At 69.3% G+C, this 24,962-nt stretch carries 27 protein-coding genes; 14 read left to right on the top strand and 13 right to left on the bottom strand.

The annotated features are described in order from the left end of the window. Positions 1-145: 145 nt before the first annotated feature. The 4 genes from FHR97_RS13165 to FHR97_RS13150 form a co-directional block, all read right to left on the bottom strand. On the bottom strand, positions 146-517 hold the full coding sequence (locus FHR97_RS13165) for a diacylglycerol kinase (RefSeq protein ID WP_183384274.1): 372 nt from the start codon (positions 515-517) through the stop codon (positions 146-148). A 109-nt stretch (positions 518-626) separates the two neighbouring features. Further along, positions 627-2,069 (bottom strand): D-alanyl-D-alanine carboxypeptidase/D-alanyl-D-alanine endopeptidase, encoded by a 1,443-nt coding sequence (dacB, locus tag FHR97_RS13160; protein WP_183384273.1) that lies wholly within the window; start codon positions 2,067-2,069, stop codon positions 627-629. A 98-nt stretch (positions 2,070-2,167) separates the two neighbouring features. Then, the gene (locus FHR97_RS13155) at positions 2,168-2,500 is read right to left on the bottom strand and encodes a DMT family transporter (RefSeq protein ID WP_183384330.1); all 333 of its coding nucleotides are present in this window, start codon (positions 2,498-2,500) and stop codon (positions 2,168-2,170) included. Continuing rightward, positions 2,497-2,913 carry a PACE efflux transporter gene (locus FHR97_RS13150; RefSeq protein WP_183384272.1) on the bottom strand — a complete coding sequence of 139 codons (417 nt, stop codon included), beginning with the start codon at positions 2,911-2,913 and terminating at the stop codon, positions 2,497-2,499. Before FHR97_RS13150 ends, FHR97_RS13155 begins: the two co-directional genes overlap by 4 nt. A gap of 120 nt (positions 2,914-3,033) precedes the next feature. Here FHR97_RS13150 and FHR97_RS13145 point away from each other — a divergent pair, with 120 nt between their 5' ends. Then, on the top strand, positions 3,034-3,927 hold the full coding sequence (locus tag FHR97_RS13145; protein ID WP_183384271.1) for a LysR family transcriptional regulator: 894 nt from the start codon (positions 3,034-3,036) through the stop codon (positions 3,925-3,927). Positions 3,928-3,933: 6 nt separating this feature from the next. On the opposite strand, the gene trmB is transcribed toward FHR97_RS13145, so the two are convergent. Then, positions 3,934-4,623 (bottom strand): tRNA (guanine(46)-N(7))-methyltransferase TrmB, encoded by a 690-nt coding sequence (trmB, locus tag FHR97_RS13140; protein ID WP_183384270.1) that lies wholly within the window; start codon positions 4,621-4,623, stop codon positions 3,934-3,936. A 201-nt stretch (positions 4,624-4,824) separates the two neighbouring features. Here trmB and FHR97_RS13135 point away from each other — a divergent pair, with 201 nt between their 5' ends. The 4 genes from FHR97_RS13135 (at position 4,825) to FHR97_RS13120 (ending at position 8,529) form a co-directional block, all read left to right on the top strand. Continuing rightward, positions 4,825-6,717, top strand: coding sequence for a beta-ketoacyl synthase (locus tag FHR97_RS13135; RefSeq protein WP_183384329.1), 1,893 nt, complete (start codon positions 4,825-4,827; stop codon positions 6,715-6,717). Next, positions 6,714-7,193, top strand: coding sequence for a pantetheine-phosphate adenylyltransferase (gene coaD, locus FHR97_RS13130; protein ID WP_183384269.1), 480 nt, complete (start codon positions 6,714-6,716; stop codon positions 7,191-7,193). The genes FHR97_RS13135 and coaD overlap by 4 nt, the downstream gene beginning before the upstream one ends. Before the next feature lie 88 nt (positions 7,194-7,281). Beyond that, entirely contained in the window at positions 7,282-7,530 is a 249-nt protein-coding gene (locus FHR97_RS13125; RefSeq protein WP_183384268.1) for a YfhL family 4Fe-4S dicluster ferredoxin, read from the top strand. A gap of 375 nt (positions 7,531-7,905) precedes the next feature. Beyond that, positions 7,906-8,529, top strand: a complete 624-nt coding sequence (locus FHR97_RS13120; RefSeq protein ID WP_183384267.1) for an outer membrane beta-barrel protein — start codon at positions 7,906-7,908, stop codon at positions 8,527-8,529. Between the two features lie 125 nt (positions 8,530-8,654). Here the strand turns inward: FHR97_RS13120 and FHR97_RS13115 are convergent, their stop codons facing one another. Continuing rightward, the gene (locus FHR97_RS13115; protein ID WP_183384266.1) at positions 8,655-8,993 is read right to left on the bottom strand and encodes a hypothetical protein; all 339 of its coding nucleotides are present in this window, start codon (positions 8,991-8,993) and stop codon (positions 8,655-8,657) included. 440 nt (positions 8,994-9,433) lie between these two features. Between FHR97_RS13115 and FHR97_RS13110 the strand changes: the two genes are divergently transcribed. The 3 genes from FHR97_RS13110 (at position 9,434) to FHR97_RS13100 (ending at position 12,788) form a co-directional block, all read left to right on the top strand. Then, entirely contained in the window at positions 9,434-10,771 is a 1,338-nt protein-coding gene (locus tag FHR97_RS13110) for an MATE family efflux transporter (protein ID WP_183384265.1), read from the top strand. Between the two features lie 113 nt (positions 10,772-10,884). Then, positions 10,885-12,195, top strand: a complete 1,311-nt coding sequence (locus tag FHR97_RS13105; protein ID WP_183384264.1) for a short-chain fatty acid transporter — start codon at positions 10,885-10,887, stop codon at positions 12,193-12,195. Positions 12,196-12,284: 89 nt separating this feature from the next. Continuing rightward, positions 12,285-12,788: an acyl-CoA thioesterase gene (locus FHR97_RS13100; RefSeq protein WP_183384263.1), complete on the top strand. Its 504-nt coding sequence runs from the start codon at positions 12,285-12,287 to the stop codon at positions 12,786-12,788. A 4-nt stretch (positions 12,789-12,792) separates the two neighbouring features. On the opposite strand, the gene FHR97_RS13095 is transcribed toward FHR97_RS13100, so the two are convergent. Both FHR97_RS13095 and FHR97_RS13090 read right to left on the bottom strand, forming a co-directional pair. Continuing rightward, positions 12,793-12,924 carry an entericidin A/B family lipoprotein gene (locus tag FHR97_RS13095; protein ID WP_183384262.1) on the bottom strand — a complete coding sequence of 44 codons (132 nt, stop codon included), beginning with the start codon at positions 12,922-12,924 and terminating at the stop codon, positions 12,793-12,795. Positions 12,925-13,009: 85 nt separating this feature from the next. Further along, on the bottom strand, positions 13,010-13,756 hold the full coding sequence (locus FHR97_RS13090) for a sulfite exporter TauE/SafE family protein (protein WP_183384261.1): 747 nt from the start codon (positions 13,754-13,756) through the stop codon (positions 13,010-13,012). A 119-nt stretch (positions 13,757-13,875) separates the two neighbouring features. On the opposite strand from FHR97_RS13090, the gene FHR97_RS13085 reads away from it, so the two are divergent. Beyond that, positions 13,876-14,307 carry an HIT domain-containing protein gene (locus FHR97_RS13085; RefSeq protein WP_183384260.1) on the top strand — a complete coding sequence of 144 codons (432 nt, stop codon included), beginning with the start codon at positions 13,876-13,878 and terminating at the stop codon, positions 14,305-14,307. Positions 14,308-14,313: 6 nt separating this feature from the next. Here the strand turns inward: FHR97_RS13085 and FHR97_RS13080 are convergent, their stop codons facing one another. Next, complete coding sequence (locus tag FHR97_RS13080) at positions 14,314-14,673, bottom strand: hypothetical protein (protein ID WP_183384259.1); 360 nt, start codon at positions 14,671-14,673, stop codon at positions 14,314-14,316. Continuing rightward, positions 14,670-15,212, bottom strand: coding sequence for a hypothetical protein (locus FHR97_RS13075; protein ID WP_183384258.1), 543 nt, complete (start codon positions 15,210-15,212; stop codon positions 14,670-14,672). The genes FHR97_RS13080 and FHR97_RS13075 overlap by 4 nt, the downstream gene beginning before the upstream one ends. Positions 15,213-15,385: 173 nt before the next feature. Here FHR97_RS13075 and FHR97_RS13070 point away from each other — a divergent pair, with 173 nt between their 5' ends. Then, positions 15,386-15,859 (top strand): Dps family protein, encoded by a 474-nt coding sequence (locus FHR97_RS13070; protein ID WP_183384257.1) that lies wholly within the window; start codon positions 15,386-15,388, stop codon positions 15,857-15,859. A gap of 42 nt (positions 15,860-15,901) precedes the next feature. Here the strand turns inward: FHR97_RS13070 and FHR97_RS13065 are convergent, their stop codons facing one another. Then, positions 15,902-17,299: a DNA recombination protein RmuC gene (locus FHR97_RS13065; protein ID WP_183384256.1), complete on the bottom strand. Its 1,398-nt coding sequence runs from the start codon at positions 17,297-17,299 to the stop codon at positions 15,902-15,904. A gap of 160 nt (positions 17,300-17,459) precedes the next feature. On the opposite strand from FHR97_RS13065, the gene FHR97_RS13060 reads away from it, so the two are divergent. After that, positions 17,460-17,801: a hypothetical protein gene (locus FHR97_RS13060; RefSeq protein ID WP_183384255.1), complete on the top strand. Its 342-nt coding sequence runs from the start codon at positions 17,460-17,462 to the stop codon at positions 17,799-17,801. Positions 17,802-17,820: 19 nt separating this feature from the next. On the opposite strand, the gene FHR97_RS13055 is transcribed toward FHR97_RS13060, so the two are convergent. Both FHR97_RS13055 and FHR97_RS13050 read right to left on the bottom strand, forming a co-directional pair. Next, positions 17,821-19,287 carry an aminoacyl-histidine dipeptidase gene (locus FHR97_RS13055; RefSeq protein ID WP_183384254.1) on the bottom strand — a complete coding sequence of 489 codons (1,467 nt, stop codon included), beginning with the start codon at positions 19,285-19,287 and terminating at the stop codon, positions 17,821-17,823. A 32-nt stretch (positions 19,288-19,319) separates the two neighbouring features. Next, positions 19,320-21,482, bottom strand: coding sequence for a tRNA(Met) cytidine acetyltransferase TmcA (locus FHR97_RS13050; RefSeq protein ID WP_246403991.1), 2,163 nt, complete (start codon positions 21,480-21,482; stop codon positions 19,320-19,322). Positions 21,483-21,803: 321 nt separating this feature from the next. On the opposite strand from FHR97_RS13050, the gene dctP reads away from it, so the two are divergent. The 3 genes from dctP to FHR97_RS13035 all read left to right on the top strand — a co-directional run bounded on the left by dctP (position 21,804) and on the right by FHR97_RS13035 (position 24,835). After that, complete coding sequence (gene dctP / locus FHR97_RS13045) at positions 21,804-22,910, top strand: TRAP transporter substrate-binding protein DctP (protein ID WP_183384252.1); 1,107 nt, start codon at positions 21,804-21,806, stop codon at positions 22,908-22,910. A 96-nt stretch (positions 22,911-23,006) separates the two neighbouring features. Continuing rightward, complete coding sequence (locus FHR97_RS13040; protein ID WP_183384251.1) at positions 23,007-23,510, top strand: TRAP transporter small permease subunit; 504 nt, start codon at positions 23,007-23,009, stop codon at positions 23,508-23,510. Then, the gene (locus FHR97_RS13035) at positions 23,507-24,835 is read left to right on the top strand and encodes a TRAP transporter large permease (protein WP_183384250.1); all 1,329 of its coding nucleotides are present in this window, start codon (positions 23,507-23,509) and stop codon (positions 24,833-24,835) included. The genes FHR97_RS13040 and FHR97_RS13035 overlap by 4 nt, the downstream gene beginning before the upstream one ends. Positions 24,836-24,962: the final 127 nt, after the last annotated feature.

Raw genomic sequence — 24,962 nt, 5'->3', positions numbered from 1 at the left:
GGCGTCTCGCATCCGGTTGATGAATGCCTTCAGCATACCCAAGCCGGGGCGCTCGGCACTAGCGACCCGGCCTCACACCCAAGGCTATCGCAGTTGGTATCGACGGATCAGCCCCTCGTCATGTTCAGCTGCAATTGCCCTGGCCTCACACCAGGAAGCGCTGCCAGGCCAGCAGACCCCAGGTGAGCCCGGCGATAACCAGCGACAGCATCACCGCCGCCGAGCTGATGTCCTTGGCCCGGCCAGAGAGCTCGTGGCGGTCGGGGCCGATGCGATCCACCACGCTCTCGATGGCGCTGTTGAGCAGCTCGACGATCAGCACCAGCAGGCAGCTGCCGACCAGCAGGATCCACTCCACCGGTTCCCGCCCGATCCAGGTGGCCAGCGGCAGCAGGATCACGCAGATGCCCAGCTCCTGGCGAAAGGCCGCCTCGTGGAGAAAGGCGGCCTTGAGGCCCTTGAGGGAGTAGCGGGTGGAGTGCACCAGGTGGCGCCAGCCGGTGTGTCCGGGTTTCATCTGCGAGCGTCCATCGATCAGTCCTTGGCGTAAGCGGCGATGGTAGCAGAGCCGGCCGGCCGGCGCGCCGTCGACGCCTGAGCCCCGGCGACCGGGTCAGGAGGGCGACTCAATGCGCCTGGATCATCGCGTCCAGGTCCCGTGACAGGCGGTCCAGCACCGTCGTCCAGCTCAGGTAGGGCGTCGCGCCGGTGCCGTTGACCAGCACCGTGAACACGCCCCAGCGCCCCGACAGGGTGCGGAAGTAGCCGGTCACCGCGCGCACCGTCACCGGTTGGTTGAGGGTGCCGGTCTTGAGCATGACGTGGTGCTGGAAGGTCGCCGAGCCCCGCCGGATGAAGCGCATCACGCCATTGCCGGGCGACTGCAGGGCCGCCACGAAGCTCGGGAACAGCGACGGGCGACGGAACATGTGCTCCAGCAGGGCGTTCACGCCGGCCGCGGAGGTTCGGTTCTCCGGGGTCAGGCCGCTGCCGCTCTCCAGGGTGGCGGGGCCGTGCCCGGGGATGGTGCCGGCGAAGGCCTCGAGGGCATCGCCCGCCTGGGATAGTGACGGCCGGGGGACCTCGGCCAGGTCGAGGGCCAGGGTGTCGGCCATGAAGTTGTTGGAGTAGTTCAGGGTACGCAGCAGCAGTTCCTGCAGCGGCTCGCTGTCCACCGCGGCGAGCCGCCGCGCCGAGGCCGGCGGCTGGGTGGTGCTGGTGGCCTGGCCGCCCTGCACCGGGATATCGGCCTGGCCGAGCATGGCCATCAGGATGTCCGCGGCCTGCGCGGCGGGGTCGGCGCTGGTGCGATAGACCTCACGGGGATGGGCGTTGGTGGAGATCTGGCCACCGACCCGCATGACGTCGCCGTCGTCCTCGGTCAGGCGCTCCGCCGTGAGCTCGGTGCCGCTGTCGTCCGGCCGGGTCGCCACGCGGTTGTCGATGCGAGGCAGGCGGGACTGGCTGTCGCAGCTGGTGACCTCCGCCGGGTCGCCGGGGATACGCGCCGGCGCGACGGTCACGCACCAGTTGCCGTAGTTGACCGCGGCCGACGACAGCAGGGCGCTGTAGGCGTTGTCCACCCGACGCTCGCCCTCGCAGCGGTCGGTGGTGATGCAGCTCACCGGGCCGAAGCGCCACTGGCTGACCACCAGGCTTCCGGTTACCTCGCGCACCCCCGCCTGGTGCAGGCGCTGCACCAGCCGCCACAGGTCCTCGGTGGTCAGCGCCGGATCGCCGCCACCCTCGAGCACCAGGTCGCCGTGCAGCACGCCCTGGTCATCCGGCTCGGCGGTGCTGACCAGGCGGGTGGTGAAGCGGTGCTGGGGACCCAGGCGGTCGAGGGCCGCCGCGGCCAGGTAGACCTTGGTCACCGAGGCCGGTGACAGCAGCCGCTGCGGCTCGAGGCTGCCCAGGGTCTCCCCCGGCTCGCCGTTGCCCAGCAGGCGAGCCTCGGCGCCGATCACGAAGCCGTCATCGGCGAGGCTCGAGAGGCGCGTAAAGCCGTGCCCGAGGGCGGTCAGCGGCAACAGCAGGAGCAGGCAGAGCGAGAGCGGGCGGTACAGCATGAGCGGCGTCCAGGCGGCATGAGTCGACGGCGCCCGGGCCAGGGCGCCACCAGGCCGCAGTCTACCCGCCCACCGGCGGGGATTCGACCGGCCCCGTCTCAGTGGGGCGACACGCTCGAGAAGGCCTGGATGACGACCACGCCTCCAACGATCATCGCCAGGCCCAGCACGGCGGGCAGATCGGGGCGTTCACCGTAGACCAGGAAGCCGATCAGGGTCACCAGCACGATGCCGAGGCCCGCCCAGAACGCATAGGCGATGCCCACCGGCAGGCTACGCAGCGCCAGGGTGAGCGTGTAGAAGGCCAGCCCGTAGCCGACCACCACCACCACGCTCGGCCAGAAGCGAGTGAACTCCTGGGACGCCTTGAGGGAACTGGTGGCCACCACTTCGGCGATGATCGCCAGGGCCAGGTACACATAGGACATCAGCACCCCCTCTGCGCCAGTCGACGGCGCATCACGTGATCGAACAGCGTATTGAACACCAGCGCATAGGCCAGGAAGAACAGCATGAAACCGAGGTCGAGCCAGAAGGCCTCGGCCAGGCCGATGGCCAGCCACCAGGCTACCACCGGCAGGGTCATCACCAGCAGCCCCAGCTCGAAGCCGAGCGCCTGGGCGAGGCGCTGGACCAGGCTGCGCCGCCGGGTCGGCACCCAGCCATCGAAGAGCCGGTTCCATACCAGGTTCCACAACATGGCGGTGGTCGCGAGCCCCAGGGCCAGGACGCCGATCTCGCCGGGCCCATGGCCGCTGACCCAGCTCGCCAGCGGCGTCACCATGACCAGGCCGCCCGCCTCGAAGAGCAGGGTATGGGTCAGCCGTTCCTTCCAGGAGCGCATGGTGATCTCCTCTCCGAGCACTCGCCGAGGCCGGAATGGCCTCGACGTGGCTTCCCATTCTCGCCATGATGACGATGGATACGAGTTGGATTCCATCAGGAAAGCAGATAGGTCAAGACCATGCGCTGGAGCCTCGATCAGTTGGAAGTGCTCATCGCCTGTGCCGAACGGGGCTCCTTCTCCTCGGCCGCCCGCCACCTGGGCCGCGCCCAGTCCGCCGTCAGCACCGCCATCGCCCATCTGGAGGCCGATCTCGGCTGCCAGCTGTTCGACCGCAGCGGCCGGCTGCCCCGGCTCACCGAGGCGGGCAAGGCCCTGCTCCACGAGGCCCGGGCGGTGATCCGCCAGTGCCAGCGGCTGGAGTCCCGCGCCCGGGCCATCGCCCAGGGCGAGGAGGCCCAGCTGGTGCTGGCCATCGATGAGGCCCTGGTGGAGATGCCGCCGGTGGACGAGACCCTGGAGGCCCTGGCCCGGCATTACCCGGCCCTGCAGCTCACCCTGCTCTACGGGGCCCAGGGCGACATCGCCGGCTGGGTGGAAGACCGAACCGCCGACCTGGGCATCCTGCTGCGCCAGCAGAGCCAGGGCCCGGTGCTGGAAGGCATCCGGATCGCCCACCTGCAGCAGGTCCTGGTGGTGGGGCGCGACCATCCCCTGGCCGGGCTCCCCGCCCTCACCGCCGGCGACCTGGCCGACCACCGCCAGTTGCTGATCGCCTCGCGCTCCGAGGGCGACGCCGGGGCGACGCTCAGCGCCCAGTTCTGGCGCCTCAACAGCTTCTACTCGATGGGCGAGCTGGCCACCCGGGGGTTGGGCTGGGCCCTGGTGCCCCAGCATATCGCCCAGTACCCGCCCTTCCGGGAGGACCTCGTCGAGCTGTCCGGCGAGGCGTTGGGCCGACCGCCGGTCATCGAGGTGGAGACGGTCTCGCGGCGCGACGCCGCCCAGGGACCGATCGCCCGCTGGCTGCGCCAGACCCTGGGGGAGCGCTTCCGCGATCGCCGCCGTCGCTGAGCGGTATCAGGCGACGGGCAGCAGCTCGGGGCGATAGGGCAGCTCGACCACCAGCCGCCACAGCGGCTGGCCACTGTGGTGGTACTTGCGCTCGAAGGGGGTGAGGAAGTCGCCGCCGGGGTCGAAGCCCTCCACCGCCCCCCGGCGGCCGGTCGCCTGCTCGAGCGCCAGGGCGAACTCCTCGACGTAGAGGCGCCAGTTGGAGCGCAGCTCGAGTCGCCCGCCCAGCGCCAGGATGGCGGGAAACACCGGATGGCCCTGCCAGCGCATCTTGAGATGCGCGGCCTTGGGGTAGGGGTTGGGGTAGAGCAGGTAGTGGCGCGCCGGGTGCCAGCCGTCGGCCAACGCCAGGCGCCAGAAGTCCACCAGGTCCGCCCGCACCAGCCGGGCGTTGTCGGGCAGCGGGCCATGGTCCCGGGACAGCCGATCCGCACTGCGGTCGATGCCGATCACCGCGCACTCGGGGTGCCGCTCGGCCAGGTGGCGCGTCGACAGGCCGACGCCACAGCCGGCGTCCAGGATCAGCGGCGCCCCGGCACGTTCGGCTCGCCAGGCGTCGGCCGCGGCGAAGGCCTCGCGGGTGTGCGCGGCCAGCGGCTTGCGCAGCGGATGGGTCAGCGCCCGGGCGACGCGGCGCGAGAGGCCCTGGTGGGGGCCGGACTGGCTGGAGGTGACGATGCGCGAGCGCTCTGGCATGACGGGAACCGCTGGGCGACGACGAAGTCCGCCATTCTAGCAGCCGGCACCCGGCCCGCGCAGGCCGAGAGGCGCCATGCCCCGGCATGACGCCGTGGCGGGCCGGGTGCTATGATCCTTGCCCAAACAGCGGCAATGAAGCCCAGACATCAACCGCACAACGAGGAACCCGGCTTGTCACATTTACCGGTGATCGTGGGTATGGGCGGCGTGAATCCCGCCGGCCGAACCTCGGGCCATCAGGCGTTTCGCCGCACCGTGCTCGACGCCCTGCCCGCTGACGACCAGGCCCAGACCCTGCTCGGCCTGGCGGCGATGATGCGCCTGGCCCACGCCCAGGCGGACGACACCTGGCACGACGCCGATGGCCAGCCCCTCGACGCCGCCGCCATCGTGGAGCAGACCCGCCAGCGGGTGCTGGACCACACCCTGATCCGGCGCATCGAGGATCCCCGCTTCAATGCCGAGGGTCTGCCCGCCAATCGTCGTGCAAGCCTGGCCCTCGAGGCACCGATGACCTTCCACGTGCGGCGCCGCCAGCTGCCCGAGAGCCTGCCGCCCACCTGGCAGGTCCGCGAGCTCGACCGCCGCACCCTGGAGGTGACGGTGCCGGCCGGCGAGATGGACGTGATGCTGCCCGAGACCCGCCCCGCCCAGGTGCGCGCCGCCGGCCAGCTGCCCTCGGGCTTCGAGCCCAGCCGCCTGTACCGCAGCGTCCACCACCCCCGGGGCCTGTCCATGACGATCTTCGCGGCCAGCGACTGCCTGGGCGACAGCGGCCTGGACTGGGACGAGTTGCGCGACCGCCTCGATCCCGACCAGGTCGCGGTCTATGCCGGCAACTCCATCGGCCAGCTCGACGACGAGGGCTGGGGTGGGCTGCTCAAGAGCTTCGTCTCCGGCAAGCGGGCGACCTCCAAGCAGATGCCGCTGGGCTATGGCCAGATGCCCGCCGACTTCCTCAACGCCTACGTGCTGGGCAGCGTGGGCGGCACCGGGGCGGCCCTCGGTGCCTGCGCCAGCTTCCTCTACAACCTGCGCCTGGGCGTGGACGATATCCGCGCCGGGCGGCGCCGCCTGGTGATGGTCGGCACCGCCGACGCGCCGATCACCCCGGAGATCGTCGAGGGCTTCCGGGCCATGGGCGCCCTGGCCGACGACGACAGCCTCAAGGCCCTGGACGCCCTGGAGCTGCTCACCGATGCCGACTACCAGCGCGCCTGCCGCCCCTTCGCCCGCAATTGCGGCTTCACCATGGGCGAGTCCAGCCAGTTCCTGATGCTGATGGACGATGCACTGGCCCTGGAGGTCGGCGCCGAGGTGCTCGGCAGCGTGCCCGAGGTCTTCGTCAATGCCGATGGCTGGAAGCGCTCGATCTCGGCCCCGGGCATCGGCAACTACATCACCCTGGGCAAGGCGGCCTCACTGGTGCGCGACATGCTCGGCGACACGGCCCTGCGCGAACGCACCATCGTGCATGCGCATGGCACCAGCACCCCCAAGAATCGCGTCACCGAGTCCCATGTCCTCGACCTGGTCGCCCAGGCCCACGGCATCCAGGCCTGGCCGGTGGTGGCGGTGAAGGCCTTCGTCGGCCACTCCCAGGGCAGCGCCGCCGGCGACCAGCTGGCCAGCGCCCTGGGCAGCTTCGCCCATGGGCTGCTGCCGGGCATCCCGACCCTGGAGGCCGTGGCCGATGACGTCCACGCCGAGCGGCTGCGCCTCTTCCGCGACCCGCAGCGTTTCCGGGCCGACGCGGCCTTCATCAACGCCAAGGGCTTCGGCGGCAACAACGCCACCGGCGTGGTGCTCTCGCCCGCGGTGACCGAGCGCCTGCTGGTGGCCCGCCACGGCGAGACCGCGGTGGCGGCCTGGCAGGCGCGTCGCGAGGCGACTCGAGAGGCCGCCGCCGGCTACCACCGAGACGCCGACTTCGGCCGCTTCCATCCCCGTTACCGCTTCGGCGAGGGGGTGCTGGAGGGGCCCGAGCTCGAGGTCAGCGACGCGGCCATCCACATCCCCGGCTATGCGCGGCCGGTCTCGCTGGTCGTCGACAATCCCTTCGGGCGTCTCGATGACGGGGAGGAATCATGAGCATCGCCGTCTATCCCGGCACCTTCGATCCCATCACCAACGGCCACTATGACCTGATCGAGCGCGCCGCGCGACTCTTCGACAAGGTGGTCGTGGCCATCGCCACGAGCCCCGGCAAGGGGCCGGTGCTCGACCTCGACATCCGGATCTCCCTGGCCCGGGAGGTCGTGGCCGGCCTGGACAACGTCGAGGTGGTCGGCTTCTCGGGACTGATGACCCAGTTCATGAAGCAGCAGCATGCCCGCGTGCTGCTGCGCGGACTGCGGGCGGTGTCGGACTTCGAGTACGAGCTGCAGTTGGCCAACATGAACCGCGCCCAGATGCCGGAGCTGGAGACGGTGTTCCTGACACCCGAGGTGGAGAACTCCTATATCTCGTCCACCCTGGTCCGCGAGATCGCCCGGCTCGGCGGCGACGTGTCGAAGCACGTGCATCCCGAGGTCGCCGCGGCGCTGAAGAGCCATTACAATACCTGACCATGGCACTCGGGCATCCCGCGCCCGAGATCGACTGCTCCAAGGGCAAGGGCCGGCGTGACCGGCCGCGACTTCCGTGAGGTAACCCATGGCCCTGATGATCACCGACGAATGCATCAACTGCGACGTCTGCGAACCCGAATGCCCCAACGGCGCCATCTCGGCGGGGGAGGAGATCTACGTCATCGACCCCAACCTGTGCACCGAGTGCGTCGGGCACTACGACGAGCCCCAGTGCCAGCAGGTCTGTCCGGTGGACTGCATCCCGCTGGACCCGGAGCGCCAGGAGAGCCGTGACGAACTGATGGAGAAATACCGGACCATCACCGCAGCCTGACCCCGCGGCCTCGATACCCAACGCCAGCGCCCCGCTCATCGAGCGGGGCGCTTTCGTTGGCTTGATTCTAATGCTTTCAAGCCCTGCCGACGCTATCCAGTGCAGAGTTGCCGCCCCCGCCCCTCCCAGTCGCGGCCCCAAGTACCACTTATCTAGTCATTAAGCACTAGTTATAGATGCCATCATCTCATCAAAATGACTACTTTCTTCGTCCAATTAGTGCCAATAAAACCATCTGGAAGAAGTACAGTCATTCCTCCTAGGCTAGGAACGTAACACTTTGTTACTAAGATTAACCGCGCAGACACATAGAGACTTCCCCCGCGGTTTTCCAACTTCAGAAAAATGCCATAAGGAAATCGGCAGGGAGGAATCATGAAAGGCGTCATCCCCTTGAGCACTTTGATCTTACTATCATGCAATCTCGCGATGGCCCAGGATTATTCCTCTCGCCATACGGGAATCTATTTCGGCGCCAGTGCCGGCAGTGCCGAACTAAACAACAACACCTTCGAACGACTCAGCAACCACGGCTTCAGCAATGATGAAACCACCAGTGGCTATCAAATCCATTTCGGCTACAACTTCACCCCCAATGTCGGGCTCGAGCTGAGTTACACCGACTTTGGCGACTACACCTCCGAGATCTCCCTTCCCGTGCAGGGCAGCACTCTGCAAGAAGATATAGAAACCGGCATCGAAGGGGCTGGACTGGCATTGGTCGGGAAGATGCCGGTGACTCGAGGCCTTAGCTTTTACACCAAGGCCGGAATCATTGCCTGGGAAAGCACGACCCTCGATGTCGCCAGAATGGATGACGAACAGTTCATGGAGCTCGAATTCAAGGCAGAGGGAACAGATCCCTTCTTCGGGCTAGGTGCCGAATACAACCTTGGCCGTTCGGCCATTCGCAGTGAATACGCCCGATACTCACTCGCCGATGGCGATGAGAGCTTCCAGATCGACATGTTCTCCTTGAGCTTGAGTTACCTGTTTTGACTCAAGAACGACTCGGTGACTTGTTCACCACGAGCCGCGCTCAACCCTTCGTGAGCTGAACGCGGCCGCTTCCTCGTCTCGTTGCCAGCAGACAACGCTCGAGCAGCAAGCAGGGCGGAGCGGCTTCAATACCCGGGACTATCGCCGGCGCGATGGCTCATCTCGCAGCCCAGGCAGCGCCGGAAGGTCGCCTCGGCGGGCGTCTTGATCAGGGTCTCGGCGGCGGCATCGACGTTGCCTCCCAGGGCACTGAACGGCAGCGACACCAGAAAGACCGCCGCTCCCCCGACCGTGGCCACGGCCAGCAGCGGCCGGGCCAGCAGCGCATCCGCCACCATCGCCCCCCCACTCGGCCGTGCGGTGTCATTGGCGTAGTCATCCTCGGCCATGGCCGACTGACTCCCCACCACCATGACCATGGTCAGCATGACACCCATCGCGTACTTGCCCAATGCCTTCATCATCCCCGCCCCCTATTGGTAGTCGGCCACCCTACGACCCGAATCATGCCTCACCGTCGCGTCACGGATTCCCGGGCCCCGCTCCCGGCATCGGGCGACGGCGACACGCGTTCACAGAACCTTACATCAGGGTAGTTGGCTTTACCGGGTTCCCCCAACCTTCGGAGCGCCCCTCACCGATCCCGGATAACGCATGATGCCGCCACTGACCGCGCGTCTCATGGCCATGCCGACGCCGTGGTCAACCGCTCATCGGGTAGGCCCTCCACCTGACCAGCGACGGCGAGATGGCGTCAGGTCGACCTGATCTCGGTCAGCCGGGGATAGCGCTTCTGACCCGGGCCCTGGGCCCACGATGCCCCACGGCCCCGCCATCGCGGGGCTGTTGCGTTGCGGGCAACGGGACGCCATGCTGCCGGCCCCGCCCGCCGACCGGAGCCACCGTGACCTCACCCGCGACCACCACCGCCCAGGCCACCCAGCGCATCTGGGCCCTGGCCTGGCCGATCATCCTCTCGAACATCAGCGTCCCGTTGCTGGGACTGGTCGATACCGCCGTGGTCGGCCACCTGCCGGACTCCCGCTACCTGGCCGCCGTGACCCTGGGTGCCACCCTGTTCGGCTTCCTCTACTGGGGCTTCGGCTTCCTGCGCATGGGCACCACCGGTCTCACCTCCCAGGCGGTCGGCCGCGAGGATGACGAGGCCATCCGCCACCTGCTGGGGCAATCGCTGCTGCTGGCCGGCGCCATCGGCGGCCTGCTGGTGCTGGCTGGTGGCCCGCTGGTCGAGTTCGGCCTCTGGTTACTGGATGGCAGCGACCAGGCCACCGCACTGGCCGCGGACTATGCACGAATCCGCCTGCTCTCGGCCCCGGCGGTGCTGGCCAACTACGCCATCCTCGGCTGGTTCCTGGGCCAACAGAACTCCCGTGTCACGCTGTGGCTGCTGGTGTTGACCAACGGCGTCAATATCCTCCTCGACCTGGTGTTCGTGGTCGGCCTCGGCATGACCAGCGACGGCGTGGCCTGGGCCACGGTGATCGCCGACTACAGCGCCCTGGCCTTCGGCCTGTGGCTGGTGTCGCGCCAGCTGAGAAACCTCGAGGGGTGTTTCCGCCGTGCCCGACTGTACCGACCAGCCGCCTATCGCGAGCTCTTCCAGGTCAACGCCAACCTCTTCGTGCGGACCCTGGGCCTGCTCTTCGCCATGGCCTTCTTCACCTCCCGGGGAGCGGCCCAGGGCGACACCGTGCTGGCCGCCAACGCCGTGCTGCTGCAGTTCATCATGCTGACCTCCTATGGCCTGGACGGTTTCGCCCACGCCGCCGAGGCCCTGACCGGTCGCTCGGTGGGGCGCCGGCACTGGGACGAGTTCGCTGCCACGGTCCGCTCGGCCGCCCGCTTCTCGCTGGCCACCGCGGGGGGCGCCGCCCTGGCCTTCGCCCTGGGCGGCGAGTGGCTGATCGCCCTGCTCACCGGCCTGCCGGACGTGCGGGACACGGCCGGCCACTACCTGCCCTGGATGGTGGCCATGCCGCTGATCGCGGTGTGGAGCTACCTGCTGGACGGGGTCTTCATCGGCGCCACGGCGATCCGCGAGATGCGCAACAGCATCTTCGTCGGCCTGGCGATCTACCTGCCGGCCTGGTGGCTCACCCGAGGACTGGGCAATCACGGCCTGTGGCTGGCCTTTCTCGTCTTCACCGCCGTGCGCTCGACGGTGCTGGTCGCCTACTACCGCCACTACCGACGGACACGCTGGTCGAGCGCCAAAACCTAGACATTCGTCGCCTTTGACAACATTTCGCCCCCGCGGCAACGTGACACCCCAGCCTGCAGGCCGAGATCCGGCCGCGGATCCGCAGGCTCCCTCAACGGAAAAGGGACATCTCCATGCTGAAGCTGCTGTCACGACCGGCCGTCAAGATGGTCGAGCGCTACCTTCCCGACCCCTATATCTTCGTCCTGCTGCTGACGGTGATCGCCGCGGCCGCGGCCATCGCCGTGGAGCGCCAGGCCCCGCTGGCGGTGCTGCGCTTCTGGGGCGACGGGTTCTGGAACCTGCTGACGTTCTCGATGCAGATGCTGCTGGTGCTGGTCACCGGCTTCATGCTCGCCAGCTCGCCGCCGGTCAAGCGCCTGCTGCAGCGCCTGGCCGGCCTGGCCAACAACCCCGGGGCCGCCATCGTGCTGGTGACCCTGGTATCGCTGACCGCCAGCTGGATCAACTGGGGCTTCGGCCTGGTGGTGGGGGCGCTGTTCGCCAAGGAGCTGGCCCGGCAGATCCGGGTGGACTATCGCCTGCTGGTGGCCAGCGCCTACTCGGGTTTCATCGTCTGGCATGGCGGCCTGGCCGGCTCGGTGCCGCTGACCATCGCCACCGAGGGCCACTTCACCGCCGAGCGGATCGGCGTGATCGGCACCGGCGAGACCATCTTCTCGCTGTTCAACCTGGTCATCGTGCTGGCATTGTTCGTGGCGATGCCGTTGTTCAACCGCCTGATGCTGCCCGACGAGAAGGACAGCGTCTTCGTCGACCCCCGCCTGCTCGACGACGGCGAGGCGCGCCGCGTACGCATCACCCGCCCCGCCGAGCGCCTGGAGAACAGCATGACCCTGGCCTGGCTGGTGGGCATCCCGGGGCTGCTGTTCCTGCTCGACCACTTCGTGCTGCAGGGCGGGGGGCTCAACCTCAACGTGGTCAACTTCCTCTTCCTGTTCCTGGCCATCGTGCTGCACCGCACTCCCCGCAGCCTGCTCGAGAGCCTCCACGAGGCCATCAAGGGCGGCGCCGGCATCGTCATCCAGTTCCCCTTCTATGCCGGCATCATGGCGATCATGGTCCAGTCCGGCCTGGCCGAGACGCTCTCGGAGGCGCTGATCTCGCTGGCCACCGAGGCCACCCTGCCGTTCTGGACCTTCCTCAGTGCCGGCATCGTCAATATCTTCGTGCCCTCCGGGGGCGGCCAGTGGGCCGTGCAGGCACCGGTGATGCTGCCGGCCGCCGAGGCCCTGGGCGTGGACATCCCCAGGGTCGCCATGGCCGTGGCCTGGGGCGATGCCTGGACCAATCTGCTGCAGCCGTTCTGGGCCCTGCCGGTGCTCGGCATCGCCGGGCTCAAGGCCAAGGACATCATGGGCTTCTGCCTGGTCCAGCTGCTGCTCACCGGCCTGATCATCGCCGCCGGCCTGAGCTGGCTCTGACCCCGGCGCCCATGGGAGAGAACGCCTTGTGCCCTCGGTGGGGCCAAGGCGTTATGCTGGGGGAACCATACCCCAAGGATCTTCCCTCGATGGACGAACAAGCCCCTCCCGGCCAGCACGAGCTCACCATGACCGTGCTGATGACCCCCGACATGGCCAACTTCAGCGGCAAGGTACATGGCGGCGCCATCCTCAAGAAGCTCGACGAGGTGGCCTACGCCTGCGCCAGCCGCTATGCCGGCCACTACGTGGTGACCCTCTCGGTAGATCAGGTGCTGTTCAAGCAACCCATCCACGTCGGCGAACTGGTCACCTTCCTGGCCTGCGTGAACCACGTGGGCCGCTCCTCCATGGAGATCGGCATCAAGGTGGTGGCCGAGGACATCCAGAACAAGCTGATCCGCCACACCAACAGCTGCTACCTGACCATGGTGGCCGTGGACGGTGACGGCAAGCCGGCGCGGGTCCCCCCGCTCAGGCTGGAGACCCGCGTCCAGAAGCTGCGCTTCGAGAAGGCGGCCCTGCGCAAGAAGCTACGCAAGCAGGCCGAGGAGCAGCAGCGCCGCACCCAGTTCGAGCACGACACGCCCTAGCGTTTCAGTAGGATTCCTCCTGGATGGCCTCACCGCCCTCCTCGATGTCCTGCCCCATGCCACGCATCGTGTTGCAGCCGGCGAGCAGCGACAGGGTGAACAGGGTGACCAGTACCAGTGACAGCGTGCGTTTCATGGCGACCTCCTCGAGTCGATGATCAAGCAACCAGCTATCGCTTATTCAATCTAGCAGGCATCGCCACCTGCCGGCGAGAACCGCCTCAGGCGAGCAGCAGCCGCAGGATGATGGCGACGATCACGACGAGAGTCAGCCATTTCACCCACAGGGCGCCGCGCGGGCTCATGTTGACCTGCACCGCCAGCCAGGCCCCGAGCATGCTGCCGGCGGCCAGGACCAGCCCGTAGCCCCAGCGGACCCGGTCCTGGTACAGGAACATGCCCAGGGCCGGCAGGGTATAGACCAGCACGATCAGCACCTTGAAGACGTTCACCTGGGCCAGGTCGATGCGCAGCAGGCGGTAGAGCACCACGATGAACAGGATGCCCACCCCGACCTGGATGAAGCCGCCGTAGACTCCGATGACGAACATCGCCAGGTAGACCGCCGGCGTCAGTCGCTCGGGGGTCAGCGGGCGGGTCTCCAGGCGCGGCTGGGGCAACAGCATCAGTATCGCGGCCACGGCCATCACGCCGATCAGGATCGCCTCGAACAGCGCATCGCTGACCCGCAGGGCCAGCCAGGCGCCGAGCAGGGAACCGAGCACCGCCGGCACCGCAAGGCGCAGGCTCAGGCCGATATGGCGGGCGCCGGCGCGCAGGAAGCTGACCACCGCCGAAACGCTCTGCAGGGCGATGGAGACCCGGTTGGTGCCGTTGGCGGCCTGGGGCGGCAGCCCCAGGAACATCAGCATCGGCAGGGTCAGCATCGAGCCGCCCGCCGAGAGGACATTGATGAAACCGGCCAGGGTGCCGATACCGAGCAGGGCCAGGGCCTCGAGAAGGATCATGGCGGAATCCTTTGCTGCATGACACGGGACGGCCGCCCAGCATAGCGATTCGCTCCCGGGTCGTCGCCCGCTGTGCCATGATAGCGGCAGGATCAGCCAGCGAATCGAAGGAGAGCGCCATGTCGAATTTCGAGCCGGATGCCCGTCTGGTGGAAGACAGCTACCCCGTCACCGAGCTGCCGCTCTGCCAGCTGCGGCTGATGAACGACGCCCGCTTTCCCTGGCTGCTGCTGGTACCGCGTCGCTCCGCCGTCAGCGAGGTCTTCGAGCTCGACGAGGCCGAGCAGCGTCAGCTGTGGCGCGAGGCCACCCTGGTCGGGCGGGCCCTCAAGGAAGGGTTCGGCGGCGACAAGCTCAATATCGCCACCCTGGGCAACCTGGTGCCCCAATTGCACCTGCACGTGATCCTGCGCCGTCGAGACGATGCCGCCTGGCCGGGCCCGGTCTGGGGCCATGGCGAGGCCGAGGCCTACGACCTGGACGCCCTGGCTGCCATGCGCGATCGCCTGCTCGCCCAGATCGAGGGGATCGACTGGTCCCGGGAGGCCTGAGGGCGCTCAGCGGGCCATCTCGAGGCGGGAGTTCAGCTCGGTGAGCAGCGGCTCGACGAGCGACGGCGGCAGGGGGCGGTTGCCCCGATAGGCCGTCATGGCGATCCGGCTCGCCGTGCCGCTGCCCTGCACCTCCAGCTTCACCCGGTAGCCCGGCCAGCGGGCGATCACCGCCTCCAGCCGCCCCAGCTCGGCATCGGCATGGCGAATCACGTAGCCCCGCGCCATCAGCAGGTCCAGGCTCTCCACCAGGACCGCCCTGGGCGTCACCGACAGCTCCCGCACCGCCGGGGTCGCCGGGGGCGGCGTGGTCGCACAGCCCGCCAGCCACAGCACCAGCCCCATCGCCATCAGCCGAGCCCTCATGGTGCCGCCTCCGCTGGCTGGCGCCGGATCGCCAGGCGCAGCCGGCGACAGAAGGCCGCGTCGCTGGCGGTGCGCGACTCCCGCATCGCGCCGCGCCAGTCGAACAGCCGGTAGTCCCGGGTCACCTGGACCCGCTCCGGCCCCACCACCGCCGAGACGCGCTCGACCTCGGTGGCCTCCTCGTCGACCGAGGCATAGCCCACCCCCATGCCCAGCACCACGCCGGAGGCGACGCGTCCCCCGCTGCCGCCCACCACGAAGCCGCCCAGCCGGGGGCCGGGGTCGACGGCGTTGTGGTAGATGGTCCGCTTGGCCCGCTCGGCGCTGACCAGCCCCAGGTCGACCGCGGTGTGGCGCACCAGGAAGTCCTGGTCCTCCAGGGCCGCGACGACCCGCGGCAGGGTCGTCGGCGGGGTGTCGGCATCGACGGGCCACTGGCAGGCCGCGTCGGGTGGCGGCTCGGCCACCGGCAGGCTCGAGGGCACGCCCTGACAGCCGGCCAGGCCCACCAACAGGCATACCCACCACGCTCGCCGCATCGCCCTACTCCCCCATGGCCTCTCGTGAGTCTAGCCCGGCCAGGCCCTTGCAGCATCAGGCCGTCGTCCGCATGTCATGGAGTTCGCCTATGATGGCGATGCACGGAATTCGCTTACCCCAGCGCCACCCCGCTGCCTAGACTGGCATCACACGCGATCAAGGAGGCATTCGCATGAGCGACACCAACAGCATCGGCCTGCACGAGTCCAGCGCCAGCCAGCTTGCCGAGCGGCTCAACGTCCTGCTGGCCAACTACCAGATCTTCTACATGAACGTGCGCGGCTATCACTGGAACGTGAAGGGCCATGACTTCTTCCAGCTGCACACCAAGTTCGAGGAGTTCTACACCGACCTGCTGATGAAGGTCGACGAGGTGGCCGAGCGCGTCCTGACCCTGGGCCACCAGCCGGTGCACGCCTACAGCGATTACGTGCGCATCGCCAGCATCCAGGAAGACAAGGAGGTCCACGATGGCGAGGCCTGCGTGCGCGGCGTCCTGCAGGGTTACCAGGCGCTGATCGATCTGCAGCGCGAGATCCTCTCGCTGGCCTCGGATGCCGACGACGAGGGCACCGCCGCCCAGGTCGGCGACTACATCCGCGAGCAGGAAAAGACCGTCTGGATGCTGGGTGCCTACCTGGGCTGAGGCCCGAGCCCGTGTGTCGACGCCGCCCGCGGGCGGCGTCTTTCATGGCCGCTCGTCGGCCTCGTCAGTGTCTCGCCGCTCGCCCTCGGCGGCGCGCACCAGCTCGGCGGGCAGCGGCTTCTTCATGCGCACCCCCAGGCGCTCGAGGGCCGTGGCCTGGGCCACCAGGCTGCCCTGCCCCTCGGCGAGCCGGTTCATGGCCCGGCGATGGCTGTCGCCGGCGCGCTCCAGATGGCGGCCGACCTCCTCGAGGCTCTCGACGAAGCCGCTGAACTTGGTCAGCAACCGTTCGGCCCGCGCGCCGATCAGGCGGGCGTTCTCGTTCTGGCGCTCGAGGCTCCACAGGCCGGCCACCGTGCGCAGGCTCGCCAGCAGGGTGGTCGGGGTGACCATCACCACCTGGCGGTCGAAGGCCTCCTGGAAGAGCGTCGGGTCCCGCTCGAAGGCGGCGGCGAAGGCCGGCTCCACCGGCACGAAGAGAAACACGAAGTCCGGCGCGCGCAGGCCCGGCAGGCCGGGGTAGTCCTTGGTGGAGAGTCCCTGGACGTGACTGCGCAGCGACTGCAGGTGGGCCTGCATCGCCGTCTCGCGCTCGGCATCCTCCTCGGCGTTGACCACGCGGGTCCAGGCGCTGAGCGACACCTTGGCATCGACGATCAGGTGACGCTCCTCGGGCAGGTAGATGATCGCATCCGGACGCTGACGCCCCTGCTCGCCGGTCAGCGATACCTCGCGCCGATACTCGATGTCGCGGCGCAGGCCACTGCGCTCGAGCACCGTCTCCAGGATCAGCTCGCCCCAGTTGCCCTGGGCCTTCTGGTCACCCTTCAGCGCCCGGGCCAGGCCCGCCGCCTCGTCGCCGAGGCGCGCATTGAGGCCGGCCAGCTGGTCGAGCTGGGCCTTCAGTGAGCCCCGCTCGCGCTGTTCCTGACCGTGGAGGTGCTCCACCCGCTGGCGAAACTGCTCGACCTGCTCGCGAAACGGCTTGAGCAGCGCCTCGAGGCTCTCGCGACTCTGGGCGCTGTAGGCCTGCTGGCGCTCCTCGAAGACGCGGCCGGCGAGCTGGTGGAATTCCGCCTTGAGCCGCTCGCGGGCCTCCTCGAGCAGGGCCAGCTGCTCACGGTGGCGAAGCGCCGCCTGCTCACGCTCGGTCTCCAGCCGGGCCGCCCGCTCGCGCTGTTCGGCCAGCCGGTCGCGGGCCTGGAGGAGCTCGGCCTCCACGGCGGCCAGGCGCTCCCGGCAGCCATCCAGCTGGGCGTCGCTCTGGGTCAGCTCCTGCTCGAGGCGCACCGCGGCGGCCTCGCGCTCGGCCAGGCGAGTCCCCGCCGCCGCCAGCCGCCGTCGCTGGGCGATCCCCCAACCGACGGCCAGCAGGGCCAGGGCCCCCAGGCCGACCAGCCATGGCCAGCCCTGCCGCCCCCCTTCCTGCCAGTCGAGCATGGTCATCTCCGCGGTGTGTCGGCGAATTGTGAAGACATCTGGAATCCCCTGTCATATCAGAAAAGCGTGAACGTCCCGGCGCGGGGCATCACTATACTGGATGACAGGGAACGAAGGAGTGAAGGCGTCGAACGCTCGTCAGGACTTCCGAGGTACCCCCATGAACCGACAGCTGCTGGCCGCCTGCCTGGCGGCCCTGATCCTGGCCCTCAGCCTGCCGGCCATGGCCGATCGCGGCCACCATCCTTCCGGCCGCTTCGGCAGCGACTTCCACGCTCCGGCTCACTTCAGCCAGGGTTTCCACCACCAGCACCATCACCGGGCCCCGTTGCGCCACGGGCACCGCACGCACCGGGTGGAGCGCCACATCTACTACGTGACGCCCCGCCACCATCGCCACCGGCACGATCGGCATCGTCATGGCGACCACCGCCACCACAGCGTCATCCCCCTGGTCACCGTGGACGGCTACCCGCTGCTGCGCATCCGGGTGAATCACTGAGGGCGCGCGCCCGTCCGCCTCAGGGCGCCGGGCGCGCCAGGTCCTCGACCAGGCTGCACAGCAGGCCCCAGAACTCCTCCACCGAGGCGATCTCGACCCGTTCGTCCGGGGAGTGGGCACCTCGGATCAGCGGGCCGAAGGAGATCATCTCCATGTCGGGATACTTGGCGCCGAGGATCCCGCACTCGAGGCCGGCATGGATCACCTTGATCTCCGGATCGACGCCCAGCCGGGCCCGGTGCAGCTCGCAGAAGCACGCCAGCAAGGGACTCTGCGGGTCCGGGGTCCAGCCCGGATAGGCGTTCTCGACCCGGGTCCGCGCCCCGATCAGCTCGAACAGCGCCCGGAAGCGGTCGGCGATGTCGGCGGTGGCGCTGTCGCGCAGCGAGCGCACCAGCGCGCAGAGGTGGAAGCGCCCCTCCGTCAGGCTGACCACCCCCAGGTTGTTGGAGGTCTCGACCACCCCGGGCACATCGACGCTCATGCGCTCGACCCCGCAGGGCGCGGCATGCAGGGCCGCAACCAGCAGGCGGCTGGCATCCCGGGTCAGCGCCTCGGCGGGTCGTGCCTGGGCGGGCGTCAACGCCAGCTGCAGGCCCTCGTCGGTCCCGGCCAGCTCGTCGCGCAGCTCGATCTCCAGGGCCATCAGCCGCTCGCGGGCGGCCTCGACCTCCACCGCCGGCAGGGCCAGGGTGGCGAAGGCCTCCCGCGGCAGGGCATTGCGCAGGGTGCCGCCATGATAGTCCACCAGCCGCGCGTCGCAGGCCTCCAGGGCACGCAGCACCCGCACCAGCAGGCGGTTGGCGTTGCCGCGTCCCCTGTGGATGTCGATGCCGGAATGGCCGCCGACCAGCCCGGTCAGCGCCAGCACCAGGGCGTCCTCGTCCTCGGCCAGCGCGGCGGTGGGCAGCTGGGCGTCGACCACCACGTCGGCGCCGCCGGCACAGCCGATATACACCTGGCCGCGGTCCTCCGAGTCGAGGTTGAGCAGCAGCCGGCCCTCGAGCCAGCCCTCGGCGAGGTTCAGGGCGCCGCCCATGGAGGACTCCTCCTCCAGGGTGAACAGCGCCTCCAGGGGCCCGTGGACCAGGTCCTCGGCCTCGAGCACCGCCAGGGTCGCCGCCACGCCGAGGCCGTTGTCGGCGCCCAGGGTGGTATGGCGCGCGTGCAGCCAGCCGTCCTCGACGTAGGTGTCGAGGGGGTCCCGGGTGAAGTCATGGGGGTGGTCGGCGTTGACCTGGGCCACCATGTCCAGGTGGCCCTGCAGGACCAGGCCGGGGGCGGCCTCGCGGCCGGGCGTCGCCGGCTTGCGGAGGCGCAGGTTGCCCGCCGCGTCGCGGTCGTGGGCCAGGCCGCGGGCGTCGGCCCAGGCCTGCAGCTTGGCCACCAGCGCGGCCTCGTGGCCGGAGGGCCGCGGCGTGTTGCACAGGGTGCGGAAATGCCGCCACAGCGGGCGCGGCGAGAGCTGCTCGAGATGTGCGTTCATGGCGCTTCTGTATCGGGGTTGACCCGAAAACTCTACCGGCCGGCCTCGCCGCTGGAAAGCCTCGGCGAGCTCAGCCAGGCGGCCACGGTGCGGCGCCGCCAGGCCGCGACCTGGCGCGAGCCGGTCAGGCCCAGCCGGTTCGCGAGCCAGGTCTCGTCGCGGCCCTGGAAGGCCCAGGCCGCCAGCAGGCCAAGCTCGGGGTCGCCGCCCGCGCCCGTCGCCGCCAGGCGGATCAGGGCCTGCAGGGCCGGGCGCGCCAGGGCCGGCTCGCGGTGTCCATGGGCCACGTCGTCTAGGTCGGCGCGGTCCTCGTCGGACAGCGGCTCGGCGTCCCCCTCGGCCAGCAGCGCGAGGACCACGCCCGGGTCGAGGTCGGCCAGCTCGAAGGCCAGCAGGGCCGGCAGCTGTCGCTGGAAACGCCGCACCAGGCGCCGGGCCAGGTCCTCGCCGTCCTCGCTGGTGGCCCGGACCACCATCAGGGCATGTTCGCCGGTGGCGGCCTCCCGGGTCAGGCCCAGGCGCACGGCCCGGAAGCCCTGGGCCTGCCAGAAGGCCAGCAGTCCCGGCTCCGCGCCGAAGCTCGCCCCGAGCAGGTCGATGCCCTCTGCCCGGGCCCGTTGTCGTTCGGCCTCGAGCAGCCGGTCCCCCAGCCCCTGGCGGCGGGCCGCCGGATGCACGGCGATGCGCAGCACCCGGCGCAGGCGAGCGGTCAGGGCCGCCCGCTCGCCGGCATGGGCGGCGAGCGACTGAGCCAGCAGGTGGCCCCGGGGGCGACGCTCGCCCCGGGCCACCCGCTCGGCGAGCTCCACCTCGAAGCCGCCCTCGTCGCCGGTCATCACCACCGCCCGGGGGCCCCGGTCGTCCTCGAGGGTGGCGATGCGGCCCCCCGGGGCATCCAGCAGGCGCCGCAGGTCGCTCGGGGTAGTGCGGTAGTGGGCCTGCACCAGCAGGCCGAACAGGGCCCGCAGGCGCGACTCGTCACGGGCCAGGGCGGCGCGGTCGGCCACCTGCCAGCGCAGCGGCCCGGCGCCGGGGGCCACGGGGTCGGCATCCAGCATCAACAGCCGTGCGGTCAGCGCCTCCAGGGGGTCCTGCTCGGCCCAGCGGATCGGCATGCTCAGCCGACACTCGCGCCATTCCGGCGTCAGCCGCTCCAGTCGCTCGCGGAAGCGCAGCGCGAAGCCGCGCCCCGCCCCCTCGTAGCCATGCACCGTGGTGGCGAAGGCGATCCGCGGAAAGGCCGCGAGCCACTGGCCGAGCAGGCCGGCGGGAATCGCCGCGGCCTCGTCGACCAGCAGCCGAGTCCCGGCGCCCCCGGCCTCGCCGCGCTCGACCCGGGCGCTGAGTTCGTCGGGGGCCAGGAAGGTCAGGCGCCCTCCCTCGACCTCGAAGCGGTTACCCAGACGGCGCCCCTCCGGGCAGAGCGCGACCAGCCGCTCGAAGAGTCCCGCCACCGCGGCGGGACGTGGCGCCGTGACCACCAGGTCCGACTCGCCCCGCGCCAGCAACCGGGCACAGGCGATGCCCAGGGCGGCGGTCTTGCCGCGCCCCCGGTCGGCGGTGAGCACCAGCGGACGCCGACGACGCAGTCGCACGAGCCGCGCCACGGCCTCGGCCTGATCACGGGTCAGGCAGTCGGGATCCGCCGGCGCTGGCGGGGGGGGCGGCGTCGGCGGCCAGGCGGGGAGCACGGGCGGACCGTCGGCGGGCCAGCGGATCGTCTCCGGGGACTCGGCCAGCAGCCGGGCGAGCCGCGCCAGGTAGTGCGCCGATAGCGCGTCGGCGCGCCAGGGATGCGCGGCGAGCCGCGTATAGTCGGCGTCGGGTCGACGGCCCCAGTCGTCGGGCGTGAGCAGCACCAGCAGCCCCCCGGCGCGCAGGGTGCCGGACAGCGCCCCGAAGGCGTCGGGGTCGAAGCCCGCCCCGGGCGAGGCGGCATCATAGACGATGAAGTCGTGCTCGCCGCCGAGCCGGGTGCGCGCCTTGGCGGCGGGCAGCCAGGCGGCATCGGCGAGCTCCGCCGGCGGCGCCGGCCCGACCCACAGCGGTGCCTCAAGGAGCTCGGCCTGCCACAGCGCCAGGGCCCGCCGCCGTCCCTCCGCGGCCTGGCCCTGGCACCACACCAGCCCCCGCCAGCGCCGCTCGGTCAGCCGCCACCGGCAGGTCAGCAGGGCGGCGGGCACGCAAACACTCATGAGCATTCTCTTTATTGCTGAACTTTGGTCTAAGACTACGACGGCCTTTCAACGGCCCGGCACTCTTCGGCAGTGCAACATGGCGGTCATACTCTTGTTTTATACACATGAATTTCAAGGGGTTTTGCTCGCGAGACTCGCCTCTCGGCGCCACCCCGCTGGCGTCGGTGCGACGTTCGGAGGCCGTCGTACGCGTCCTCGGGCCCATGCTAGCTTGTTCCTGAGGCCGCCTCGCCCATCGGCATCGACAGGGTCAGGAGGCCACGCCCCTTTTGCACCGCGTCATCGCCACCAGCAGGACAACTTCGGGAGAGCATCGCAATGGAGAAGCCCCGCCTCACCCTCACCGGCCTGGCCGCCGGCATCGCCCTGGCCGGCCTGGCCACCACCGCCCAGGCCCAGGAATCCTGGACCATGACCACCACCTGGCCGGACAACCTCGACCTGATCCAGATCGACCGCCACTGGGTGGAGCTGGTCAACCAGCTGGCCGGCGACGAGCTCACAATCAACTTCCGCGCCGGCGGCACCCTGATGCCCGGCACCGAGGTGTTCGACGCCACTCAGAGCGGCGCCATCCAGGCCGCCGGCGACTGGCCCGGTTACTGGGCCGGCCTTAGCCCGGCCTTCTCGCCGCTGGCCACCACCACCAGCCTGTTCAACGGCGTCGACTACCTGAACTGGATCATGGAGTGGGGCGGCTGGGAGCTCTATCAGGAGGTCTACGGCGAGTACAACATGGTCTACCTGCCCTACGGCATCACCAACAACGAGTCCGGCTTCCGTGGCGGCACGCCCATCGAAAGCCTCGCCGACCTGGAAGGCAAGCGCCTGCGCCTCTCCGGCCGCGACCAGGGCCGGGTGCTCGAGCAACTCGGCGGCTCCCAGGTCACCCTGGCGGGCGGCGAGATCTATCAGGCCATCGAGCGAGGCGTGGTCGATGGCGCCGAGTTCTCCACCCCGGGCGTGGACTACAAGGCCGGCTTCTCCGAGGTGGCCGACTACTGGTCGGTGCCGGGCTGGCACCAGTCCGCCAGCGTGTTCGGGGTGATGATCAACCAGGATGCCTGGGACGCCCTCTCCGAGGAGACCCAGGAAAAACTGAAGATCGCCGCCGAGGCCACCATGGCCTGGTCGCTGGCCTGGTCCGAGCGGGAGTCCACCGAGGGCACGGTGAAGTTCCTGGAGGACGGCACCGAGGTCAACCAGCTCTCCGGGGAGGACCTGGCCCGGATCCAGGAGATCACCAACGAGGTGATCGTGCAGGGGGCCTGCGAGGACCCGATGCACGCCAAGGTCTACCACTCCATGATCAGCTACATGGAGCACTACGCCAACTGGCGCGACATCTCGGCGCCCTACAACATGAGCCGGGTCACCGACAACCTGCCGTCCCTCGAGGAGATCGAGGCCTGCATGAACCAGTAACCGGTTCGGGCCGGCCCCTGGTGGGGCCGGCCCCTCCGCCGGCCTCCTCGCCGATATCCCTCCCGAACGATTCGCCCGATTCCGAGAGCTCCCACCATGAACGCCATTGCCAGGGCCATCGACGCCCTCAACGAGGGGTTCGGACGCCTGATCGCCCCGCTGCTCGCCGTGATCACGCTGATCGTGGTCTACGACATCGCCATGCGCTTCGTCATCGGACGCCCCAGCGACTGGGCCTTCGACGTGACGAAGATGCTGTTCGGCGCCCACTTCATGCTGATGGCCGCCTACGGCCTGCGCCATCACGCCCATGTGGAAGTCGATGTGCTCAAGCGCCTGCTGTCGCGACGCAAGCAGGCCGCCATCGAACTCCTCGGCTACCTGCTCTTCTTCGTCCCCTTCATCTGGATGTTGCTCACCTTGGGCTGGGCCTTCTTCGAGCGTTCCTTCAGCCGCGGTGAGACCACCTACGGCATGATGGCCATTCCGGTCTATCCGGTGAAGGGGGTGATCGTGGTCGCCGCCGTGCTGCTGCTGCTGCAGGCCGTCGCCGTCGTCATCCGCGCCGTGCAGGCGCTGGGCAAGGAGGAAACCGCATGAGCGCCGAGATGCTCACCCTGTTCATGTTCGGTGGCCTGCTGGTCGGCCTGTTCATGGGTCATCCGCTGGCCTTCGTGCTCGGCGGCGTCGCGGTGCTCGGCGCCTGGCTCGGGCCCGGCGCCCATACGTTGGGCATCCTGATCAACAACATCTACGGCAACTCCATGGACAACTATGTCCTGGTGGCCATTCCGTTGTTCATCCTCATGGCCCGCTTCCTCAACGATTCCGGCGTCACCGAGAAGATGTTCGAGTCGATGCGCCTGCTGCTGGCCAACCTGCGCGGCGGCCTGGCCCTGACGGTGGTGGTCGTCTCGGTGCTGCTCGCCGCCACCACCGGCATCGTCGGCGCCTCCATCGCGGTGATGGGCATGATCGCCCTGGTGCCGATGCTCAAGTACTCCTACAACAAGGAGCTCAGCACCGGGGTGATCATGGCCAGCGGCTGCCTGGGCATCCTGATCCCGCCCAGCATCATGCTGATCCTGATGGCCAGCTACTCGCCGGTGTCGGTCGGCGCGCTGTTCGCCGGCGCCCTGGTGCCCGGGCTGATGCTCGGCGTGATGTACGCCCTCTACGTGCTGGTGATCTGCCACCTGAAGCCCGGCTACGGCCCGCCGGTCCCCGCCGAGGAGCGCGCCGAGGTCTCCACCGGCGAGCTGCTGATCATGCTCGGCAAGTACGTGCTGCCGCCGATGGCGCTGATCCTGGGCGTACTGGGCTCGTTGTTCACCGGCATCGCCACCGCCACCGAGGCCTCGGCCATCGGCGTGACCATCGCCTTCGTGCTGTTCCTGATCTTCGGCGACCGCCGGGCCGCCACCTGCTACCGGACCCTGATCGAGGCCAGCAAGACCACCACCATGGTGATGCTGGTGCTGGTGGGCGCCACCGCCTTCACCGGCGTCTTCTCGATCGGCGGCGGCATGGAGGTCATCCACGAGGTCGTCATGGCCATGCCCGGCGGCACCACCGGGGCGCTGCTGCTGATGCTGTTCCTGGTGTTCATCCTGGGCATGTTCCTGGACTGGACCGGCATCGTACTGCTCAGCTTCCCGATCATGCTGCCGATCGTCGAGCAGATGGGCGTCGACGTGCTGTGGTTCGTGGTGATGGTGGCGGTGGTGCTGCAGACCTCCTTCCTCACCCCGCCCTTCGGCTACGCGCTGTTCTATCTGAAGGGCGTGGCCCCCAAGGGCGTGGAGACGCTGGATCTCTACCGGGCGGTGATCCCCTTCTGTGCGCTGATCGTGCTGGCCTGCCTGCTGATGGCCGCCTTCCCGACCCTGATCACCGGCCTGCCCGCACTGCTGGTCGGCTACTGAGCCGAGTCACGACACGACGCCGCCCGCCGCCCCAGCGGCGGGCGGCGTCGTGTCCCGGTGCAGCCTCCCCGGCCAGCTGATAGTATTCTCGCCTGCACTCTCGTCGCATTCAGCCGGTGCACGCCCG

This window comes from Halomonas stenophila (assembly GCF_014192275.1).
Lineage (GTDB): Bacteria > Pseudomonadota > Gammaproteobacteria > Pseudomonadales > Halomonadaceae > Halomonas > Halomonas stenophila.
This window is presented reverse-complemented; position numbering and strand designations above follow the sequence as displayed.